General features: G+C 73.9%; 9 protein-coding genes. All 9 read right to left on the bottom strand.

Going from position 1 to position 21,032, the window contains the following annotated elements:
- Positions 1–9: 9 nt before the first annotated feature.
- Positions 10–858, bottom strand: a complete 849-nt coding sequence (locus CUT83_RS27770) for an ABC transporter permease (RefSeq protein ID WP_101258566.1) — start codon at positions 856–858, stop codon at positions 10–12.
- Positions 855–1,877, bottom strand: coding sequence for an ATP-binding cassette domain-containing protein (locus tag CUT83_RS27765; protein ID WP_101258565.1), 1,023 nt, complete (start codon positions 1,875–1,877; stop codon positions 855–857). Before CUT83_RS27765 ends, CUT83_RS27770 begins: the two co-directional genes overlap by 4 nt.
- Positions 1,877–2,836 (bottom strand): TauD/TfdA family dioxygenase, encoded by a 960-nt coding sequence (locus CUT83_RS27760; protein ID WP_101258564.1) that lies wholly within the window; start codon positions 2,834–2,836, stop codon positions 1,877–1,879. The genes CUT83_RS27765 and CUT83_RS27760 overlap by 1 nt, the downstream gene beginning before the upstream one ends.
- A 98-nt stretch (positions 2,837–2,934) precedes the next feature.
- Entirely contained in the window at positions 2,935–3,744 is an 810-nt protein-coding gene (locus tag CUT83_RS27755) for an FkbM family methyltransferase (protein WP_101258563.1), read from the bottom strand.
- A 70-nt stretch (positions 3,745–3,814) separates the two neighbouring features.
- Positions 3,815–4,756, bottom strand: a complete 942-nt coding sequence (locus CUT83_RS27750) for a TauD/TfdA family dioxygenase (RefSeq protein WP_101258562.1) — start codon at positions 4,754–4,756, stop codon at positions 3,815–3,817.
- An 11-nt stretch (positions 4,757–4,767) separates the two neighbouring features.
- Positions 4,768–5,583: an alpha/beta fold hydrolase gene (locus CUT83_RS27745; RefSeq protein WP_101258561.1), complete on the bottom strand. Its 816-nt coding sequence runs from the start codon at positions 5,581–5,583 to the stop codon at positions 4,768–4,770.
- 178 nt (positions 5,584–5,761) lie between these two features.
- Positions 5,762–5,992 (bottom strand): MbtH family protein, encoded by a 231-nt coding sequence (locus tag CUT83_RS27740; RefSeq protein WP_101258560.1) that lies wholly within the window; start codon positions 5,990–5,992, stop codon positions 5,762–5,764.
- A 3-nt stretch (positions 5,993–5,995) separates the two neighbouring features.
- Positions 5,996–13,228 (bottom strand): non-ribosomal peptide synthetase, encoded by a 7,233-nt coding sequence (locus CUT83_RS27735; protein WP_101258559.1) that lies wholly within the window; start codon positions 13,226–13,228, stop codon positions 5,996–5,998.
- The coding region (locus CUT83_RS27730; protein ID WP_173915161.1) for a non-ribosomal peptide synthetase at positions 13,228–21,032 on the bottom strand (7,805 nt) is incomplete at its 5' end. The genes CUT83_RS27730 and CUT83_RS27735, both read right to left, overlap by 1 nt.

The raw sequence follows: 21,032 nt of genomic DNA, 5'->3' as shown, positions 1-21,032 counted from the left end.
CGGATGCGGTCACTCCTCGGGCGGTCGGCGGAAGGCCCGGAAGGCGAGCAGCATCATCGCCAGCATCAGCCCCAGGCCCGCGCACAGCGCCGCCGGCACCTCGCTTCCGGCCTGCCCTTCGAGCGCGAGGCCACGGGACGCCTCCACCGCGTGGCTCACGGGGTTGACGGTGGCGACGGCGGCCAGCCAGCCGGGCAGCACCTCGGTCGGCACGAACGCGCTGGAGGCGAACATCAGCGGAAAGTTGACGAAGAAGCCGATGCTGGAAAGCACCTCCACCTTGCGCAGCCACGCGGCCAGGGCTATGAAGATCCAGATCAGGGCCCAGATCACCAGAGTGGACAGCAGCAGCGCCGCCACCAGGCCCCCCGCCCCTCCCCCGGCCCGGTACCCGAACAGCAGGTGGCCGCTGACCACCAGGACCAGCAGTTGCATCCCCGAGCGGGTCAGGTCGGCGATCGATCGCGCCACCAGAACCAGCGGCAGCGACAGCGGGAGCACGCGGAAGCGGCGCACCATCCCGCCCTCCATGTCCCGCACCAGGCCCACTCCCGCGGACTGCGAAGTGCCGATCCCGGTGGTGACCAGCAGGGCCGGCAGGAGGAACTCGATGTAGGACACGCCCCGCGGAAGGATCGACCGGTCCGCCAGGCTGCCGAAGACCTGGCTGATCAGCAACAGCATCACCACCGGCTGGGCCACGCTGAACAGCACGACCCTGCTGTCGGCGTACACCAGGCGGATCTGACGGACGGTGAGGACCCACAGCTGCGCGGCCCTGCCCGCCGGCTCCCGGCGCGGGCCGTGCGGCCGTGCCGGGAGGCCGGCCGGGGGCGCCGTCGTCCGCGGCCCGTTCACACGGTCTCCCGCGGGTCCGCGGTGTGCCGCCGCGCCCTCGCGACGCCCGCCCGGCGCGGCGGCCCCGCCGGTACAAGATCACGGGACCGCGCGCCGGTCAGAGCGAGGTAGACGTCGTCCAGGGAGGGCTCCGAGTGGCGGATCTCGGTCACGTTCTGCCCGACGGCGTCCAGCACCCGGATCACCGTGGCCAGGTCCGCGGAACCCTCCGCCGGTACGGTCAGCTCGCCCCGCGCGGTCTCCGCGCCCGGGGGGAGCCCGGCCAGGCGCAGGGCTTCGGCGGCCACGGCCGGATCCCCGTGCGCTTCCAGCCTGAAGGAGATGAAACCACCGCCGGCCCGCGACTTCAGCTCGGCCGCCGTCCCGGAGACGAGGACCCGGCCGGCCTCCAGGACGGTGATGCGGTCGGCGAGCCGGTCCGCCTCCTCCAGGTACTGCGTGGTGAGCAGGACGGTCGTACCGCCGCGGGTGAGTTCCCCGACCATCTCCCACAGCCCGATGCGGCTGGGAGGGTCCAGCCCGACGGTCGGCTCGTCCAGGAACAGGATCTCGGGGCGTCCGACCAGTCCCAGTGCCAGATCCAGCCGGCGGCGCATGCCTCCCGAGTAGGTCACCGCCTTCCGCTTGCCGGCGTCACCGAGCCCGAAGGCCTCCAGCAGTTCGTCCGCCCGTCGTCCGGCCCGCGCCCGGGAGGCTCCGCACAGACGGGCGACCAGGACGAGGTTGTCGTGGCCGGACAGCTGTTCGTCGAGCGAGGCGAACTGTCCCGTGACCCCGATGCGGCGGCGCACCTCCTCCGGGCGCCCGGCCACGTCGAAGCCGGCGACCGAGGCCGTACCCGCCGTAGGGGGCATCAGGGTGGACAGGATGTTGACGAGGGTGGTCTTCCCCGCCCCGTTGTGTCCCAGGAGCCCCATGACCTCGCCCCGGGCCACGGTCAGGTCCACGCCCCGGAGGGCCTGGACGGCTCCGAACCGCTTGTGCAGACCGACGACGTGGATCACTCCGTCCGCCGCCATCAGTTCAGCACGTGTCCGTGCGGCGAGCGCACGGCCCGGGAGCGGCGGTGGTCGAGGTGGACGAAGGCCCGCTGAAGCCAGCGGTCCTCGCCGTCGTAGCGCGGGGTGAAGGCCGTGCGCCCGTGCAGCGTGACGCGGTTGTCCACGAACACCAGGTCGGCCGGTGCCAGGACGATCTCCTCGGAGACCGCTCGGACGGCGTCCTCCAGCGCCTCCATGGCCTGCTTGCCCCACGGGTCCGTGGAATGGGTGGCGTGGAAGTCGACGCGGATGTCCGGGTCCTCCGCGTCGCCGGTGAGCACGGCGTGCGGTTTGGTCCCGCTGTCCGGCCGGTCGAAGGAAGGCGGTGGTTCGGTGAGGAACAGGGGCCGCCGCAGGGTCTGGCGCGTCCCGGCGTCCAGGTGCTCCATCGCGGCGCGGACGCAGGCGACCCGCAGTCCGGCGGCCAGGTCGTGGTCGCTGCGGACGCAGAGCAGCCCGACGTAGTCGGGGCGGTGGGGGTGGAAGGCGTTCTCGATGTGCATCTCCAGCGGGACGGAGCCGGCGTTGGACTGCTGGGCCTCCCGGCCGGGCACGGGCACCACGTTCTGGACGAGCGCCCCCCGCTTCTCGTTGCGGTAGGCGACGACCTCGCCCAGTTCCATGGCCACGGCGCAGAGCACCGAGGCGCTCAGCGTGGCTCTCCGTTCCACCGAGTCGCTCTCCTGCGGGGTGGGCGGCACGGAGTCGGCCTCGGGCAGGTTGCGTATGAGCAACATGCCCGCGCGGCCCGGGTCGTGGCGAAAGGCCCGGAGCCGGTTCCGGAGGCGGGCGGGCAGGTGGCAGGAGAGGCCGCGGCACCGGTCGAGCCACTCCAGTCCGTCCACCAGGCCTGGGGGCGTGCGCATCAGCTCGTCCGCCAGGAGCGCCACGTCGGCACGTTCGGCATCGGACAGTTCGAAGCGGCTCTCGGGGTTCATGCCGTCCCTCCAAAGGGGTTGTGGGGTGGTCGGTCCGGTCCTGCCGCCCGGGGCGTTGCGCGCGGCGGGGCGCCCGGCTTTCGAACGGGTCGCGCCTCTCAGGACTCCCCCGCCGTGCCCCGGTCGCCGTGGCGCTCCGAGACTGCGAACACAAAGTGGCGGTCACTGCCCGCGTACTGCTCCTCCTGCACGGCCTCGACACAAAACCCCCGCCGCTCCAGCCCTTCGGTCACCGTCCGGAGCCGGCCGGCGGTGGCGCCGCCGGGGCTGTCGTGCACCTCCACCGCGAGCTGGCGCACCAGCGGCCAGTGCCGTTCCCCGATGCCCCGCAGCACCTCCAGCTCGCCGCGCTGGACGTCGATCTTCAGCATGTCGATCCGCTCCACGGGGTGCTCGTCGAGGAACGCGGAGAGCGGACGGAGCCGGCAGCGCACCGTCCGCTCCCGGAACCTGTAGGCCAGCAGTTCGTCCAGCATCTGCTCGGCCTCCGGCGGATGGCCGGTCGGCACCTGCCCCCTGACGAACGTCTTCTCCGCCTCGGTGTCCGCCAGGGTGCTGCGCGTGGACATGGTCGAATAGCCCGGGTAGTGGGTGAACTCGACCTCCTGCTCCTTCTCGGCGAGACCGTAGGGGCAGGCCAGCCCCGCCACGCCGTGTCGCTCCCGGTTGCGGCACATGACCTCGTACACCTCGGGGACCGGTTCGAAGGAGTAGACCGCGGCGCCGGGTCTCTCCGACTTCACGAAGAGCGTGTACACGCCGATGTTGGCGCCCACGTCGAAGACGACGGGGTCCTCCGGCAGGTGCAGCGTCTTGGGCAGGTAACCGCGCCGGGTGAAGATCTCGTCGTAGAGGAACTCGGTCTCGTGCTGGTTCACGCCTTCCACGTCGGCGAGTGCGATGCTCATCCGTCTGGCCTTCCTCGGTTCGGTGGGGAGGGTGCCGGCGCGCGGCGTACCGCCTGGTCCGACATGGCGTCTAGTCCGACATGGCGACCAGGACCCGGCGCTCGCCGGTGAACGGCCTGCGGCCGTGCGCCGCCTGGACGTTGTCGACGAGCATGAGGTCTCCGGCCCGCCAGTCGTTGTCCACCGCGTGCTCCAGTCCGCGGTCGCGCACCTGCCGCACGTGGTCGGCCGGTATCGGGGTGCCGTCGGCGAAGGTCACCGACTGGGGCAGTTCCTCCGGGGGCAGCATCTCCGTCAGCGCGGCGGCGGCCTCGTCGCCGAGCGTGGCCGGGTGCCACTGGTCGGACTGGTTGAACCACAGCGTTTCCCCGGTCTCCGGGTGCGTGACCGTCGCGGGCCGGACGTGACTGACCCGCAGCCCGCCGCGCGCGTTCCACCGCCAGGTGGCGCCGCTTCGGGAGAGGTAGGCCTCGACCTCGTGGCGGTCCTCGGTCTCGAAGGTGTCCTGCCAGCTCTTGCCCAGCCCCCGCCCCCCGTGCAGGTTCTGGGTGTAGCGCAGGCCGCCGGCGAAGGCCTCGCGGACCTCCGGGTCCAGCGCCCGGTACCAGACGGCGTTGTCCACCACCGGCGTGGCGCCCCCGCTGCCGGCCGCCCGCTCGCAGTAGAAGAGCAGCCGGGCGGGCCACTGGGCGGCGTAGGACATCTCGCTGTGCATCGAGATGGTGAACTCCCGCGGGTACTCCGTGGAGGTGTACACGTTGCGGCCCACCTTGGTGCGCGGCGAGTTGCCGAAGACGTACGCCAGCCGGTCCGGCAGCAGGAGCGGCATGATCTTCTCCAGCTCCTGCGGACCGACCCCGAAGCCGCGCAGGGCCAGCGCCTTGTGGGCTGCCAGGAGTCCGGCGATCCGCTCGGAGTCCTGGAGGAACTCGGCCAGGCCGTCGGCGGTGGCGGGGAGCGAGTGGCTGCCCGGGCTGATCTCGGCGGGCCGCCGGGGAGTGTTCGGTTCCATGGTGTGCTCTTTCACTCCTGTGTGGTCGCGGGTGCTCGGAGGAATTCCGTGATGAGCCGGTTGACCTGGTCGGGCCGCTCCAGGTAGCCGTAGTGGCCGCAGTGGGGGACGACGTGGCAGTCGGCCCGGGGCAGGGTCTTGGCGATCTCTTCCGCCAGGTGCGGCGGCGCCACGATGTCGTCCGCGAAGGCGATCACCCGGCAGGAGGCGGTGATGCCGGTCAGGTCCTCGAGGCGGTCCTCCACCGCGCTGAGGTCCAGTTGGGTGCGCACGCCGGGCCCGTCGGTCACCGCCAGTTCGAAGATGTCCAGCCAGTCGGCGATCCGCTGGTCGTCCGCGAGCGTCCGCGGAGAGAGGTTCTGCACCGCCCGCATCACCGCGCGGTAGCGCGGCGGCAGGGTGACGCCGCTGTCGGCGAGGGCGATCTCGGCGGCGTTGCCGGCCGCCCTCATCCGGTCCAGGCGGCCGCGCGGTGCCACGAGGACGAGCCGGGAGACCAGGTCGGGACGGGTGCGGGCGACCTCCCGCGCGACTCTGGCGCCCAGAGACATCCCCACGATCGAGCAGGGGCCGATGCCGAGGTGCTCGATCAGGCCGATGGTGTCGGCCGCCATGTCGCCGAGGGTGAAGCCGGGATCTCCTCCGCTGGGAGGGATGCCGCGGTTGGTGAACGTGACGACCTCGAAGCCCTCGGCGACCAGCGCGGGCACCTGGTGCAGGTGCCAGGCCGACTTGGCTGCGCCGCTTCCCATGATCATGAGGACGGGGGGACCGCTTCCGGTGCGGTCGTGGTCCAGAAGGATCCCGTTGATCCGTGTCGTCGGCATCGAAGGCTTCCTCGAAAGTCGTCGGCGGCCCGGTGGACCGTTCGTGGATGGTCGTCTTCCGCGGTGCGCGGCCGGAGGGGGCGTCCGCCCGGTCCTCCCGCACCACCACGGCCCGGCGGACGGCGGGACGGGCGGGCGGGGCCGCGGCGGCCCCGCCCGCCCGGTCACCCGGCCCCGGTCACTCGGCCGCGGCCTTCTCGTGGGCCGCCATGGCCTCGATGAGGCTCTTGGGCCGCATGTCGGTCCAGTTCTCCTCGATGTAGTCCAGGCACTCCTGGCGCGGACGGTCGTTGACCACCGCCTGCCATCCCGCCGGGATCTCGACGAAGTTCGGCCACAGCGAGTGCTGGCCCTCGTCGTTGACCAGGACGTGGAAGGTGCCCTCGGAGTCGTCGAAGGGGTTGGTCATCGTTCACACCTCTCGTTTCTTCGTGTGTGCTCCCCGGAGGGAGTCCAACTGGTGTGCCAGGACGCGGCCGACCTCGGCGGCCGACGCCGGTTCGGTGAGCATGGTCGTGTGGGCGGCGTCGACGCGGTGCACCCGGACGCCCTCCTCGGTGTGGGCGTTCCACGTCTCCGGGTCGAGGCTGCGGGAGCGCTCCGCGGTCATCAGGACGATCCCGCAGCGGACACGCCCGGGGACGAAGGACCGCATGAGCCGTACGTTGTTGACGTAGACGTCCTTGACCGCCGTCAGTTCGCCGTCGTCGAGATGGCCGAGCGAGCTGTCCGTCCCGCGCAGGTGGGCGCGGAACCGCTCCATCGGGAAGCGCCCCTCCCGCAGCTCCGCCTCGTCCCACTCGAACCCCGACTCCCGCAGGTTGGCCGCGATGATCTCGGCCTCCGCCGCCTCCGCCGCCCCCTCCTCCTGCCCGGGGGCCTTCGTGCGGCGGGGAGGGTAGGCGTCCAGCATGGCGAGCAGCTCCACCCGTTCGCCGTCACGCTCCAGCAGCCCGGCCATGGCGTGGGCCACGTGGCCCCCCAGCGACCAGCCGAGCAGCCGGTACGGCCCGTGCGGCCGGACGGAGCGGATCAGCCGGACGTAGTCGCCGGCCATCTCCTCGATGTCGCTCGGCAGTTCGCCGCCGTCGGCGGGCGTACGGGCCTGCAGCGCGTACAGCGGGACGTCCGCGGGGAGTTCTTGCAGGAGGCCCGCGTACGCCCACCCCAGGCCGACGGCCGGGTGGACGCAGAACAGCGGCGGCCGGCCGCCCCGCCCCCGCAGCGTCAGCAGGGGTGCCGGGGCTCGGCGCTCGGCGCCCCGTCCGATGCGCTCGGCCAGGCCGGCCGCCGTGGGCGCCTCGAACAGGTCCCGCGCGGCGACGGGTACGCCCAGCCGCTCGCGGATCCGCCCGACCAGCCGGGTGGCCAGCAGCGAGTGTCCTCCGTGCTCGAAGAACCCGTCGTCGGCGCCGATCCACTCGCGCTCCAGCACCTCGGCGAACAGCTCGCACAGCGCGGCCTCCCTTTCGTCGCGGGGCGGCCGGCCGCCTTCCCCGGCGAGCGGTTCCGGTTCCGGTTCCGGCAGGGCGTCCCGGTCGAGTTTGCCGTTGGCGTTGGCCGGAAGGGCGTCCATCACCACATAGGCCGAGGGCAGCATGTAGGGCGGTACGAGAGCGGCCAGGTGGGCCCGCAGTTCCGCGGCGGTGGGACGGGGCGGGCCCTCCGTCGGCACCGCGTAGGCCACCAGGCGCCGCTCACCCTGCCCGCCCTCCCGCAGGACGACGGCCGCCTCCCGCACCGCGGCGTGCTCGGTGAGCCGGGCCTGGATCTCGCCGGGCTCGATCCGGAAGCCGCGCAGTTTGATCTGCTCGTCCGCGCGGCCCACATAGTGGACGCGCCCCTCCCGGTCCCACCGCGCCAGGTCGCCGGTGCGGTACATCCGCTCCCCCGCTTCTCCGAACGGGCAGCCGACGTACCGGGTCGCGGTGAGTCCCGGGCGGTTTCCGTAGCCGCGCGCCAGCGAGGCGCCGGCCAGGTACAGCTCGCCCGTCACCCCGGGGGGAGTCGGCCGCAGCCTCTCGTCGAGCACATAGACCCGGGTGTTGGGCACCGGGGTGCCGATGGGGGGCGGCGGGCCGCCGGGGGACAGGGCCCGGCTGGTCAGGGTGACAGCGGTGGCTTCGGTCGGGCCGTAGATGTTGAGCATGCGCCGGCCGGGCGCCCAGCGGTCCACGACCGAGGCCGTGACCGCCTCGCCTCCGACGACGAGGCAGCGCAGGCCGTCCAGGCCCTCGGGGGTGAGACCGGTCAGCGCCGCCGGCGGAATGAAGGCGTGGCTGATCCGCCGCGCGGCCAGGGTCTCTCCGAGCGGTTCCCCGGCCAGGACCGGCTGGTCGGGCAGGACCAGGGTCCCTCCGGTGGTGAGCGCCATCAGCAGTTCCAGCACCGCGCCGTCGAAGGACGGCGACGCGAGCTGCAGCACGCGGCTGCCCGCCTCCACCGGGTACCGCTCCCGCTGCGCCACGGCCAGCGACAGCAGGCCGCGGTGCTCGGTCACCACGCCCTTGGGACGGCCCGTGGAGCCGGAGGTGTAGACGACGTACGCGGCGTTGCCGGCGGTCAGGGGGGCGGTCCGGTCGTCGTCGGTGAGATCGGCCGCGGACGGTCCGGCCGGCGCCACCCCGGTCTGCTCCCCGGTCTGCTCCCCGGTCTGCTCCCCGGTCTGCTCCCCGGCGGGGATCAGGACGGGGAACCCCGCGATCTCCCCGCGCCCCGCCGCGTACGGCTCGGCCGCCAGGACCAGCGTGGGGGCGCTGTCGCGCAGCATGAAGCCGATGCGCTCGTCCGGGTAGCCCGGGTCCACCGGTACGAGGACGCCGCCGGCCTTGAGCACCGACAGCAGCGCGGTGATCTGCCCGACGGAGCGCGGCATCAGCAGGGCCACCCGGCGTTCGGGGCCGACGCCGTGCCGGACCAGCACCCTGGCCAGCCGGTTGGCCCGGGCGTTGAGCTCGGCGTACGTCAGGCTGCGTCCGCCGTGTTCGAGTGCCGTGGCGCCAGGGGTCCGGGCCGCCTGCTCCTGGAACATCTCCGGCAGCGTCGCGACCAGGTCCGCGCGCCGGGTGGCGTTCCACTCGGCCAGGACCGTGTGCCGCTCCCCGGCCGCGAGCAGTTCCCGGGCTCCGACAGGGCCGCCCGGGTCCGCCGTCCAGAGGGCGAGCATCCGGCCGAACCTCTCCAGCAGGTCCCGCGCGGTCTCCCGGTCGAAGAGGTCGGCGTCGTACTCCAGAGCGGTCTCGATCCCGGCCGGCCGGCCGTCCTCTCCATGGTTCTCCAGGAAGGTGAACATCAGGTCGAACTTCGACCGCGCGGTCTCCACCTGGTGTGCCCCGACGGTGAGCCCCGGGGGCGGGGAGCCCTGTCGCCCGGCCTGCTCCTCGGTGTTGTTGCAGGAAAGCGCGACCTGGAAGAGCGGGTGCCGGCCGAGCGAACGGGCCGGGCTCAGACGCTCCACCAGTTGTTCGAAGGGGAGGTCCTGGTGCGCGTAGGCGGCCAGCGCGGTCTCGCGGACCCGCCCGACGAGCTCGGCGAACGTGGGGTCGCCCGAGGTGTCGGTCCGCAGGACCAGGGTGTTGACGAAGAATCCGACCAGGTCCTCCACCGCCTCGTCGGTGCGCCCGGCCACCGGGGTGCCGACGGGGATGTCCTCCCCGGCGCCCATCCGGGTGAGGAAGGCCGCGACGGCGGCCTGGACGACCATGAACACGCTCGCCCGGCACGTCCGGGCCAGATCGACCACGGCGGAGTGGACCGCCGCGGGCAGCGACAGCCAGACCTGGCCGCCGGTGTGGGACGGCTCGGCCGGGCGCGGCCGGTCGGCCGGCAGCCGCAGCTCCTCCGGAAGACCGGCCAACCGCTGTTCCCAGTAGCCCAGCTGGGCGGCGGCGGTACTGCCGGGGTCGTCCGCCTCACCGAGGAACCGCCGCTGCCACAGGGCGTAGTCCACGTACTGGACCGGCAGCGGCCGCCAGTCCGGGGCCCGGCCCTCGCGGCGTGCGCCGTAGGCGGTGAACAGATCGCGCAGGAGCCTCCTGCCCGACCAGCCGTCGCTGGCGATGTGGTGCACGACCAGCACGAGCACCCGGGAGCACGGCCCGCTCTCCAGCAGCCAGGCACGCATCGGCGGTTCGGATTCCAGGTCGAAGTGGTGGGCCGCCAGCTCGTCGGCGGTGCGGTCCACATCCTCCCCGGCGACCGGGACAACGGTGAGGGGCTCGCCCGCCTCCCGGACCGGCAGCACCCTCTGGAACGGGCCCTCCTCGTCCTCGGCGAAGACGGTGCGCAGGCTCTCGTGCCGCTCCACCACGTCGCGCAGCGCGGCCGCCAGCGCACCGACGTCGAGCTCGCCGTCCAGCCGCAGGGCCCGGTGGATGTTGTAGACGGAGTTCGGGCCGGTGAGCCGGTGCAGGATCCACAGCCGCTGCTGGGCGTACGAGAGCGGAACGCGCTCCGGGCGCGGCACCGGTCTCACCGGCGGGCGGCCGCGGCCGCGGGTGTCCAGCAGCGCGGACAGGGATCTCACCGTGGGGTGCTCGAAGAAACCGCGCACCGAGACCTCCGCGTCCAGGGTCGCCCGCACCCTGCTGATCAGCCGGGTGACCAGCAGGGAGTGCCCGCCCAGAGCGAAGAAGTCGTCGTCGATGGAGACCAGTGGGCGCCGGAGCACCTCGGCGAACAGCCCGCACAGGATCTCCTCGCGCGGGGACCTGGGCAGTCCTCCGGCGAAGGCGCCCTCGACGGCGGGTTCCGGCAGCGCGGAGCGGTCGATCTTGCCGTTGCGCGTGACGGGCAGTGCGGGCATCCCGACCAGGTGTGAGGGCACCATGTAAGGCGGCAGTACCCGGCGCAGATGCTCCATGATCCGTTCCGTGGGCAGTGCGGTGCCGGACCCGGCCGGGGCGGAGGGGGACGCGCCCTCCCCGGCGGGGACGGCGTAGCCGACCAGCCGGGCGTCGCCCGCCCCGTCCTCCCGCACCACCACCACGGCCCGGCGGACGGCGGGATGGGCCGCCAGCGCCGCCTCCACCTCTCCGGGTTCCACCCGGAAACCCCGCAGGCTGATCTGGTCGTCCGCCCGGCCGAGGTACTCCAGCAGGCCTTCCCCGTTCCACCGCACCAGGTCGCCGGTGCGGTACATCCGCTCCCCCGGCCCCCCGAACGGGCAGGCCACGAACCGCTCGGCGGTCCTGCCCGGGTCGCGGAGGTAGCCGCGGGCCAGGCCGGAGCCGGCGACGTACAGCTCTCCGGGGACGCCGACCGGCACCGGGACCAGGCCGGGGCCGAGGACGTACAGGCGGGTGTTCCACAGCGGCCGGCCGATGGGCACCGGGCCGTCGCCGACCGGCTCGTGCGGGGCGATTCTGTGCTCGGAGCAGTTCACGGTCGTCTCGGTGGGCCCGTAGACGTTGTAGACGGTGACGTCCGGGCGGCCGGCGCGCCAGTGCCGCAGGTGCCGGCCGGTGAGCTGTTCGCCGCCGAAAGTGATCGCCTTGGCCGGGCTCACCGCCTCCGGCAGTTCCTCGAGCATCGAAAGGTGGCTGGGGGTCGCCTTCATGAAGTCCGGGGGCGTCTCGCCGGGACGCAGGACCGGCTCGTCCTCCAGTGAGGCGAGGCGGACCGTGCCCCCGCTGACCAGCGGAACGTAGAGGGCTCCGACCGTGAGGTCGAAGGAGACCGGCGAGTGCACCAGGGAGCGCCCGTCGGCGGGGTACTCCTCGGACCCGCGCAGCAGGTAGCCGACGAGGGACCGGTGAGTGGCCACCACGCCCTTGGGCCGGCCGGTCGAGCCGGAGGTGTAGATGGCGTACGCGGCGTTCCCCGGATCCGGCGGCGAGGGGCGCTCGCCGTCGCCCAGCGGGCCGCCGGGCAGCGCCTCCAGCGCGGTGGCCGTCTCCGGGGAGTCCAGGATCAGCAGCGGGAGACCGGCCGGCAGCCGGCCGGCCAGGTCCGCGGTGGTGACGGTGAGGAGCGGCTCGGCCTCCCGCAGCAGCCGGGCGAGCCGGTCGGCCGGATGGCCGGGGTCGATCGGTATGTAGGCGGCACCGGTCTGCCACACCGCCAGCGCGGCCTCGACCAGTTCCGGCGAGCGCGGCAGTGCCAGTGCGACGAAGCGCTCGATCCGTGCTCCGCGCTCCACCAGCAGACGGGCCAGCCGTCCCGAGTGGTCGGCGAGCCGGGCGTAGTCGATGCCGCGGTCGGCCGTCTCCACGGCGATCCGTTCGGGGGTGCGGGCGGCCTGCCCGAGGAACAGCTCGGTGGCGGTGGTGTCCTCGACCTCGCGTGCGGTGTCGTTGAACTTCTCCAGCACCAGGGTTCGCTCGGCGTCGTCGAGGACGTCGAGCCGGCCCAGGGGCAGGTTCGGCGTCTCCAGGAAGGCGTCGGCGAGCTTCAGCAGGCGATCGCGCAGGGCGGCTGCCCGGCGGGACGTCACCGCGCTGGGCCGGTGGCCGATGCGGAACCGCATCGGCGGGCCGGGGGAGGCGAGCAGGCCGAGCGGGTAGTGCATGGCGTCGCGCATCTTCGAGGCCGCCACGCGCACGCGTTGCGGCGTGACGGGGAATCCGCCGGCGGGTTCCTCCGCGGGCCCGGCCGGGTAGTTCTCGAACGCCATCATCGAGTCGAACAGTTCGCCCCGGCCGGCCAGGTTCTGGATGTCGGCCAGCCGCAGGTGCTGGTGGTCCAGAAGGGCGCTCTGCTCGCGCTGCAACCGCCGCAGGAAGTCCGTCAGTGGTTCGTCCACGGGCATCCGGGCCCGTAGCGGGAGGGTGTTGGCGAACAGGCCGATCATGGACTCGACGCCGTCCAGCTCCGGCGGCCGGCCGGAGACGACCACCCCGTACACCACGTCCTGGCTGCCGGTGGTGCGGGCGAGGGCCAGCGCCCACAGCCCCTGTACGACGGTGTTGAGGGTGAGGCCGGCGCCGCGGGCGGCCTCCGTCAGCCCGGCCGAGACCGCCGCGGGCAGTTCGAAGTCCAGCCACCGCGGCGCCTCCGCGGCCCGCTCGGCCCGCGGGGCGAGGAGGGTGGGCTCGCTCAGCCCCTCCAGCGCCTGCCGCCAGGCGTCCCGTGCGGCCCGCTCGTCCCGCCGGCCCAGCCAGGCCAGGTAGTCCCGGTAGCGGCGCACCGGCGGCAGGACGGAGGTGTCGCCGCCGGTGCGGTAGAGCAGCATGAGTTCGCGCAGGAGCATCGGCATCGACCAACCGTCCAGCAGGATGTGGTGGTTGGTGAGGGCGAACCGGTGGCGGTCCTCCGCCGTGCGCAGCAGCAGGAACCGCACCAGCGGCGGTTTGGAGGGCCGGAAGCGGCGCCAGCGGTGCTCGTCCAGCCGTCGTGCCGCCTCCGCCTCCGGGTCGGCGGCCGCGCGCAGGTCGGCCTCCTCCCAGGGGAGGTCGACCTCCCTGGGGACGAACTGCACCGGGTCCTTCAGGGCGCGGGTCGCGAAGCCCGCCCGGAGGTTGTCGTGGCGCCGCAGCAGCGCCTCGGCGGCCGCGCGCAGCGCCGGCACGTCCAGCGGGCCGTGCAGCTCCACCTCGTTCTGGACGGTGTAGACGTCGACGGCCTCGTCGCCGACGTACTCGCTGTGGAAGAGCAGCCCCTCCTGCAGCGGGGAAAGGGGCAGGACGTCCTGCAGGGATCGGCTCATCACTGTGCCTTCCACTCTGCTTCGAGCTGGTCGAGTTCGGTGTCGGAGAGTTCGACCAGAGGGCCGGCGGCTTCCGGTTCCGCGGCCGCCGGGGGCCGGGACGCGGGGAGCCGGGGCGTGGCCGGGGTCCACTCGGCGGAGGCCAGTTCGCGCAGTTCCCGGAACCACAGTTCCGCCAGTTCGCGGACATCCTCCTCCCGGTGCAGCCGGCCGGCCCAGGACCAGGTGGCGATCAGGCGGGGGCCGCCGGGGCCGTCCGCGGCGACCGCGTTGACCTCGATCTCGTGAGCGAGCGGGAGTCCGCCGGGCTGGCCCGCGACGCCGCTGCCCACCGGTGACCAGTCGAAGGTCTCCGCGGTTTCGTCCGCCCCGTCCCTGCCGCCGCCCGATCCGCCGAACCGCCCCAGGTAGTTGAAGCCGTAGCGCGGTGCGGGGCGGGAGGCGAGCCGTTCCCGGGTCCGCGGATTGAGGTACCGCAGCATGCCGTAGCCGAGGCCGGCGTCCGGTACGCGGTCCAGTACCTCGCCGACCGACCGCAGTACGCCGGCCCGCTCGTCGTCCGGCCCGGCGGCCGGGACCCGGACCGGGTGGGCGGCGGTGAACCAGCCGACCGTGCGGGAGAGGTCGGCCCCGGGGACGATCTCCTCCTCGCGGCCGTGGCCCTCCAGCCCCACCGTGACTGCGTCCGTCGCCTCCGCGGGCCGCCACCGCCGCACGGCGGCGGCGAACGCCCCCAGCAGGACCGCGGTCACCTCGGTGCCCAGCGCGGCGGGCACCGGCCCCAGCACGGCCCGGGTGGCTTCGGCGGGGAGGGTGAGGGAGAGCGCCCCCTCGGTGCTTCTGTCGTCCACGGCCGGGTCGATCCTCCCGGCCTCCCAGGGCCGCGCCGACTGCTCCTCCCAGTAGGCGCACTGCTCGATGCGGCGCGGGTCGCCGGCGAGTTCCGACAGCCGCTGCGCCCAGATCCTCAGCGGGGTGCCCACCCGGTCGAGCCGGGGCTCCCGGCCGTCGGCGACGGCCTGCCACGCCTCGCCGAGGTCGGCGGTGAGGATGCGCCAGGACACCCCGTCCACGACCAGGTGGTGGGCGACGAGCGCGAGGTACCCCGGCTCCTGCGCCCCCCTGTCGAACCAGACGGCGCGCAGCATGCGGCCCTCGCCGGGGGCGAGCCGTTCGCGGGCCGCGGCGCAGCGCGCGCGGATCAGCCGGTCCAGTTCCTCCTGCGGGACGTCCGCGGCCGGCACCCGCTCCAGGAGGGCGGCCGCGTCCACGCCGCCCGCCTCGCCGATCTCCATCCGCCAGTGTCCGGCCGCCGGTTCGGCCCGCATCCGCAGCGCGTCGTGGTGGTCCAGCAGCGCCTGGAGGGCACCGGCCGGAACGGTCTCGCGCGATTCCGCCGGCACACGCAGCAGCACGGACTGGTTGTAGCCCTCGACCGCGCCGCCCCGCTCGGCCAGCCAGGAGCTGACCGGCGTCGGCGGCACCGGGCCGTCGGCCCGGCCGCCGAGGACGCCGGAGGCCGGGGCGCTCTCCCGGGAGCGGTCGGCGAGCGCGGCCGGCGTACGCCGTTCGAAGACGTCGCGGACGGTTATACGGCCGCCCACCCTGCGTACCCGGCCGACGAGCTGGATGGAGCCGATGCTGTCGCCGCCGAGCATGAAGAAGTCGTCGTCCGCGCCGACCCGCGCGACGCCGAGCACCTCCCCGAACGCCTCGCACAGCACCCGCTCCCAGGCGTCCCGCGGTGCCCGGTGGCCGTGCGGGTCCTTGTCCGCGGGCGCCGGGGGCTGCGGCAGCGCCTTGTGGTCGAGCTTCCCGCCGGGAGCCAGCGGCAGGCCGTCCAGCCGGACGATCGCGGACGGGACCATGTACCGCGGCAGCCGGGCGACGAGCCGTTCCCGGAGCGCGGCCTCGTCGAACGCGGCCGGTGGGACCTCCACGTAGGCGACCAGCCGCTCCTCCCGCAGGACGACGGCGGCCCGGCCGACCTCCGGGCGTTCGAGCAGCGCCGCCTCGATCTCTCCCGGCTCGATGCGGAAGCCGCGGACCTTGACCTGCTCGTCGGTCCGGCCCAGGTACTCCAGGTTTCCGTCGGGCCGCCGGCGGGCCAGGTCGCCGGTGCGGTACATCCGCTCCCCCGGCTTCCCCGGCTCCCCGAACGGACAGGCCACGAACCGCTCCGCGGTCATCCCCGGCCGCCCCAGATAGCCGCGGGCCAGGCCCACGCCGGCGATGTACAGCTCTCCGGGGACGCCGATCGGCACCGGCTGGAGTGCGGCGTCCAGAACGAACAGCCGGTGGCCCGCCAGGGGGCGTCCGATCGGCACGATGTCCGCGGGCGGCTCGGCCCCCGGTTCCAGGACGAAGTCCGCGCAGCTGACGGTCGCCTCGGTCGGCCCGTAGTCGTTGTAGACCCGCGTTCCGGGACGCGCCCGGCGCAGCCGGGCCAGTCGCGCTGCGGTGAGCTGCTCGCCCCCGACGACCAGATCGGCGGTGGGAGCCGCCCAGGAGGCGATGCCGTCCAGGAACGCGAGGTGGGACGGTGTGACCTTCAGCAGGTCGGGCCTGTCCGGGGCGTCGTCCTCCGCCGCGTCCAGGTCCGCCACCACGATGCGGCCGCCGGCGATCAGCGGGGTGAACAGCGTGGTCACCGTGAGGTCGAAGGCCGGGGAGCCGTGCAGCAGCGCGGTTCCCGCGGCGCCGCGGTACCGGGCGGCCGAGCGAACCAGGAAGGCCGCCAGGGACCGCTGCTCGATCACGACGCCCTTCGGTGTGCCGGTGGACCCGGAGGTGTAGACGACATAGGCCGGGTTGCGCTCCCCGGCCGGCACGCGGCGGTCGGCGGCGTCGAGGCCGGCGAGCGCGGTCCCGGTGTCCGGGGCGTCCAGGCAGAGCACGGGGACCGGTCCGGCCGGAAGCGCCTCCCGCGTCCCGGCCAGGGTCACGACGAGCGCCGGGCCGGCGTCGTCCAGCATGTGGGCGATCCGCTCGGTGGGCAGCCCGGTGTCCATGGGGACGTACGCGGCCCCGGCCTTCTGGACCGCCACCAGTGCGGTGATCAGCTCGACGCCGCGCGGCAGCAGGACCGCGACGGTGGTCTCGGGCCCGGCTCCCCTTGCGGCGAGCAGTCGGGCCAGCCGGTTGGCCCGGGCGTTCAGTTCGGCGTAGGTGACCTCCAGGTCGCCGTCCCGGACCGCCGGCGCGTGCGGGGTGAGGGCGGCCTGCTTCTCGAACAGCTCCGGGAAGTGGGCACCGCTCCGGACGGGCCCGGCGGTCTCCGGTTCGGGGTCGGGTTCGCTCCACGCTCCTTCCAGGAGTTCGCGCTCGCCCGGCAGCAGGACGTCGATCTCGCCGAGGGTGGTGCCGGGCGCCTGCGCGACGGCCTCCAGCAGGCGGACGAACCGCTCCACCAGCCGCTGGGCGGTGCTCCGGTCGAACAGGTCGGTGCTGTACTCCAGCACCCCCCGCAGCCCGTCGGCGCGACCGTCGCGGGTGCGTGCCTCCGTGAGCGCGAAGGTGAGGTCGAACTTCGACGTCGTGACCCCGAGCCGTTCCCTGCTCACCGTCAGTCCGTCCAGCCCGTCCGGCCCGGGTGCGGCTTCGCGCGCTCCGGCCGTCTCGGCCGTGTCGAAGTTCAGTGCCACCTGGAACAGCGGGTGGCGGGCCAGTGAGCGCTCGGGGTCGCGGAGTTCCACCAGTCGTTCGAAGGGGAGGTCCTGGTGCGCGTAGGCCCCCAGATCGACGGACCGCACCCGCTCCAGCAACTCCGCGAAACTCGGATCACCCGAGGTGTCGGTCCGCAGCACCAGCGTGTTCACGAAGAACCCCACCAGATCGTCCAGCGCGTCGTCGGTACGCCCCGCCACCGGAGACCCGATCGGCACATCCGTACCCGCACCCAACCGCGTCAGCAGCGCCGCCAGCGCCGCGTGCACCACCATGAAGGGAGTCGCCCGGTGCTCCCGCGCCAACCGCGCCACCCGCCGGTGCACCCGCGCCGGCACCAGGATCGGCACACTGTCCCCACGATGCGAGGCAACAGCGGGACGAGGCCGGTCGGCAGGCAGCACAAGCTCTTCCGGCGACCCCTCCAGAACCTCCCGCCAATAGGCCAGCTGAGCGGCCAGCTCGCTGTCGGCCTCCCGCTCGTCCCCCAGGCGGGCCCGCTGCCACAGGGCGTAGTCGGCGTACCCGACCGGCAGCGGCCGCCAGGCCGGCGCCTCACCGGCGTGGCGCGCGGCGTAGGCGGTGGCCAGGCCGGTGATCAGCGGCCGCTGTGACCAGGCGTCGGTGGCGATGTGGTGCATGACCAGCAGCAGGACGTGCTCGTCGGGTGCCGTGGCGAACAGGTGTGCGCGCAGCGGTGGTTCGCTGTCCAGCCGGAACGCGTGGTCGGCCGCCTCCCTCAGCATCCGGGGGAGTTCCCCCTCGTCGGTGCGGACCGGTTCGACGGAGGGGGCCGGGTGGCCGGCGGTGGGCAGGATGATCTGGTGCGGGCCGTGTCCGTCCTCGGCGAAGACGGTGCGCAGGCTCTCGTGCCGTTCCACCACGTCCGCCAGCGCGGCCCGCAGCGCGGCCACGTCCAGGGGCCCGGTCAGCCGCAGCGCCAGCGGGATGTTGTACGTGGCACTGGGCCCCTCCAGTTGCTGCACGAACCACAGGCGCTGCTGGGCGTAGGACAGCGGCAGCCGTCCGGGCCGCGGATCGGCCGGCCGCAGCCGGGCCCCGGTGCCTTCCGCCCGGGACAGCGCCGCGTCCAGGCCCGCCACCGTCGGCGCCTCGAAGACCTCCCGGACGCCCAGTTCGACGCCGAGCGTGCCGCGGACACGTGCGACCAGCCCGGTGGCCAGCAGGGAGTGTCCGCCCAGGGCGAAGAAGTCGTCGTCCACACCGACCTCGGGCACCCCGAGCACCTCGGCGAACAGCCCGCACAGAATCTCCTCGCGCGGCCCCCGCGGCGCCCGCCCCGGCCCCCGCCCCACCGTGAACTCCGGCACCGGCAGCGCCGCCCGGTCCAGCTTGCCGTTGGCCGTCAACGGCAAGCCCTCCAGCACCACCAGGGCGGAAGGCACCATGTACTCCGGCAGCACCCCCGCCACCGCCGCCGACACCGCACCCCGGTCCAGCTCCCCCACCCCGGCCGCCGGCACCACATAACCGACCAGACGTGCGGAGCCGGCCGGGTCCGGGCGCACGGCCGCGGCGGCCCGGCCGACCCCGGGAGCGTCCGCCAGCGCCCTCTCGACCTCGCCCAGCTCGATGCGGAAGCCGCGGACCTTGACCTGGTCGTCGGTCCGGCCCAGGTACTCCAGGTTTCCGTCGGACCGCCAGCGGGCCAGGTCGCCGGTGCGGTACATCCGCTCCCCCGGCCCCCCGAACGGACAGGCCGAAAACCGCTCCGCGGTCATCCCCGGCCGCCCCAGATAGCCGCGGGCCACGCCCGCGCCGGCGATGTACAGCTCTCCCGGCACTCCGTCCGGCACCGGCTGGAGCGCGGCGTCCAGCACATAGGCGGCCGTGTTGGCGATCGGTGTTCCCGTGGGCACCGATCCGCCGCGCGCGTCCAGCGCTTCGGTGGTGATGCGGGCGGCGGTGGACCAGACGGTGGTCTCCGTCGGCCCGTAGAGATTGAGCAGGTGTCCGTCCGACGGCGCGCGGCCGGGTTCCAGGAGGGCGCGGGCCAGGGAGGCCGGCAGGGCCTCGCCCCCCACGAGCACCCGCAGGCCGGTGATGTCCAGGCCTCCGTCCACGGCCATGGCGTGCCACCAGCCGGGGGTGGCCTGTACGACCGTCACGCCCTCACGGGCGCACAGGGATCTCACGGCCGCGGGGTCGCGCTGGGCCGTGCCGTCGGCCAGGACGACCGAGCCGCCGGTGAGCAGGGGGGCGAGGAGTTCCAGGACGGCGATGTCGAAGGAGACCGTCGTGACCGCCAGCAGCCGGTCGTTCGGCCCCATGTCCAGCCGCTCGGTCATGTCGGCGAGGAAGTTGGCCACGCCGGCCCTGGTCACCATGACGCCCTTGGGCCGGCCGGTGGAACCGGAGGTGTAGATGGTGTAGGCCAGTTCTTCCGGGTGTTCCCGGGCATGGGCGGCCCCGGCCGGTGGGGTGCCGGGCAGGGCGGCCAGCCGCCGGGCGGTGTCCGGGTCGTCCAGGACGAGCAGCGGGGCCGGGCCGGCCGGAAGGTCCCCGGCGAGGTCCGCGGTGGTGACCACGCACCCCGGCGCGCAGTCGGCGAGGATGTCCGCCAGCCGGTCCTTGGGATGTCCGGGGTCCAGGGGCAGGTAGTGCAGCCCCGCCTTCCAGACGGCGAGCAGCACCGCCGGCAGCAGGGCGCCGCGTCGCAGCGCGACCGCGACCGGTCCGCGCCGTGCCGGGCCGTTCTCCGACAGCAGTGCGGCCAGCCGGTTGGCCCGCTCGTCGAGTCCGGCGTAGTCGATCCGCTCCTCGCCGTCGACCAGGGCCGTGGCGTGCGGGGTCCGGGCGGCCTGTTCCTCGAAGCGCCGCAGCGGCGGGACCCGGGACGGTGCGCGAGCCGTGTCGTTGCGCCGGACGAGCAGTTCGTTCCGCTCCCGCTCGCTCAGGACCGGGATCCCGGTCAGCGGTGTGTGGGGCCGCTCGACCGCCGCGCCGAGCAGCCGGAGGAAGTACCGGACGATCCTGTGGGCCGTGTCCTCGTCGAACAGGTCGGTGCTGTACTCCAGCACGCCCCGGATGCCCGCCGCCGAGCCGTCGGCCGCCCGGTCCTCGTTGAAGGACAGCGACAGGTCGAACTTGGCCGCCGAGGTCTCTACCGTCATGGGCCGGACCAGGACGTCCGAGGCCCGGTCGGCGGGGACGTCGGCGTGCACCGTGCCGTTGTTGAAGGCCAGCAGCACCTGGAACAGCGGGTGGCGGGCCAGTGAGCGTGCCGGGTTGAGTACCTCCACCAGTCGTTCGAAGGGGAGGTCCTGGTGCGCGTAGGCCCCCAGATCGACGGCCCGCACCCGCTCCAGCAACTCCGCGAAACTCGGATCACCCGAGGTGTCGGTCCGCAGCACCAGCGTGTTCACGAAGAACCCCACCAGATCGTCCAGCGCGTCGTCGGTACGCCCCGCCACCGGAGACCCGATCGGCACATCCGTGCCCGCACCCAACCGCGTCAGCAGCGCCGCCAGCGCCGCGTGCACCACCATGAAGGGAGTCGCCCGGTGCTCCCGCGCCAACTGCGCCACCCGCCGGTGCACCCGCGGCGGCACCAGGATCGGCACACTGTCCCCACGATGCGAGGCAACAGCGGGACGAGGCCGGTCGGCAGGCAGCACAAGCTCCTCCGGCGACCCCTCCAGAACCTCCCGCCAATAGGCCAGCTGAGCGGCGATCGCGCTGTCCGGGTCGTCCTCGGAACCGAGTTCTCCGTGCTGCCACAGGGTGTAGTCGGCGTACTGCACGCGCGGTGCGGGCAGTTCCGGGGCCGCGCCGCGTCGCCGGGCGGCGTAGGCGGTGGCCAGGTCGCGCACCAGTGGGCGGACCGACCAGCCGTCCATGGCGATGTGGTGGACCACCAGCAGCAGGACGTGCGTGCGTTCGTCGAGGGCGAGAAGACGGGCGTGCACCGGGGGTGTCCGCGCGAGGTCGAAGGGGTGGGCGGCCTCGGCCTCCAGGTCGGCCCGCAGGTTCTCCTCGGTGGTGGGGACCACCTTCAGGCCGGGCGCGTCCCGCCGCGGTCCGAGGACGATCTGGTGCGGGCCGTGTCCGTCCTCGGCGAAGACGGTGCGCAGGCTCTCGTGCCGTTCCACCACGTCCGCCAGCGCGGCCCGCAGCG

Origin of the sequence: Streptomyces barkulensis, assembly GCF_002843305.1 — a bacterium.
In the GTDB taxonomy this organism is placed as follows: domain Bacteria; phylum Actinomycetota; class Actinomycetes; order Streptomycetales; family Streptomycetaceae; genus Streptomyces; species Streptomyces barkulensis.
Note: the sequence above shows the minus strand (reverse complement) of the source record. Positions and strands in the feature narration are given on the sequence as shown.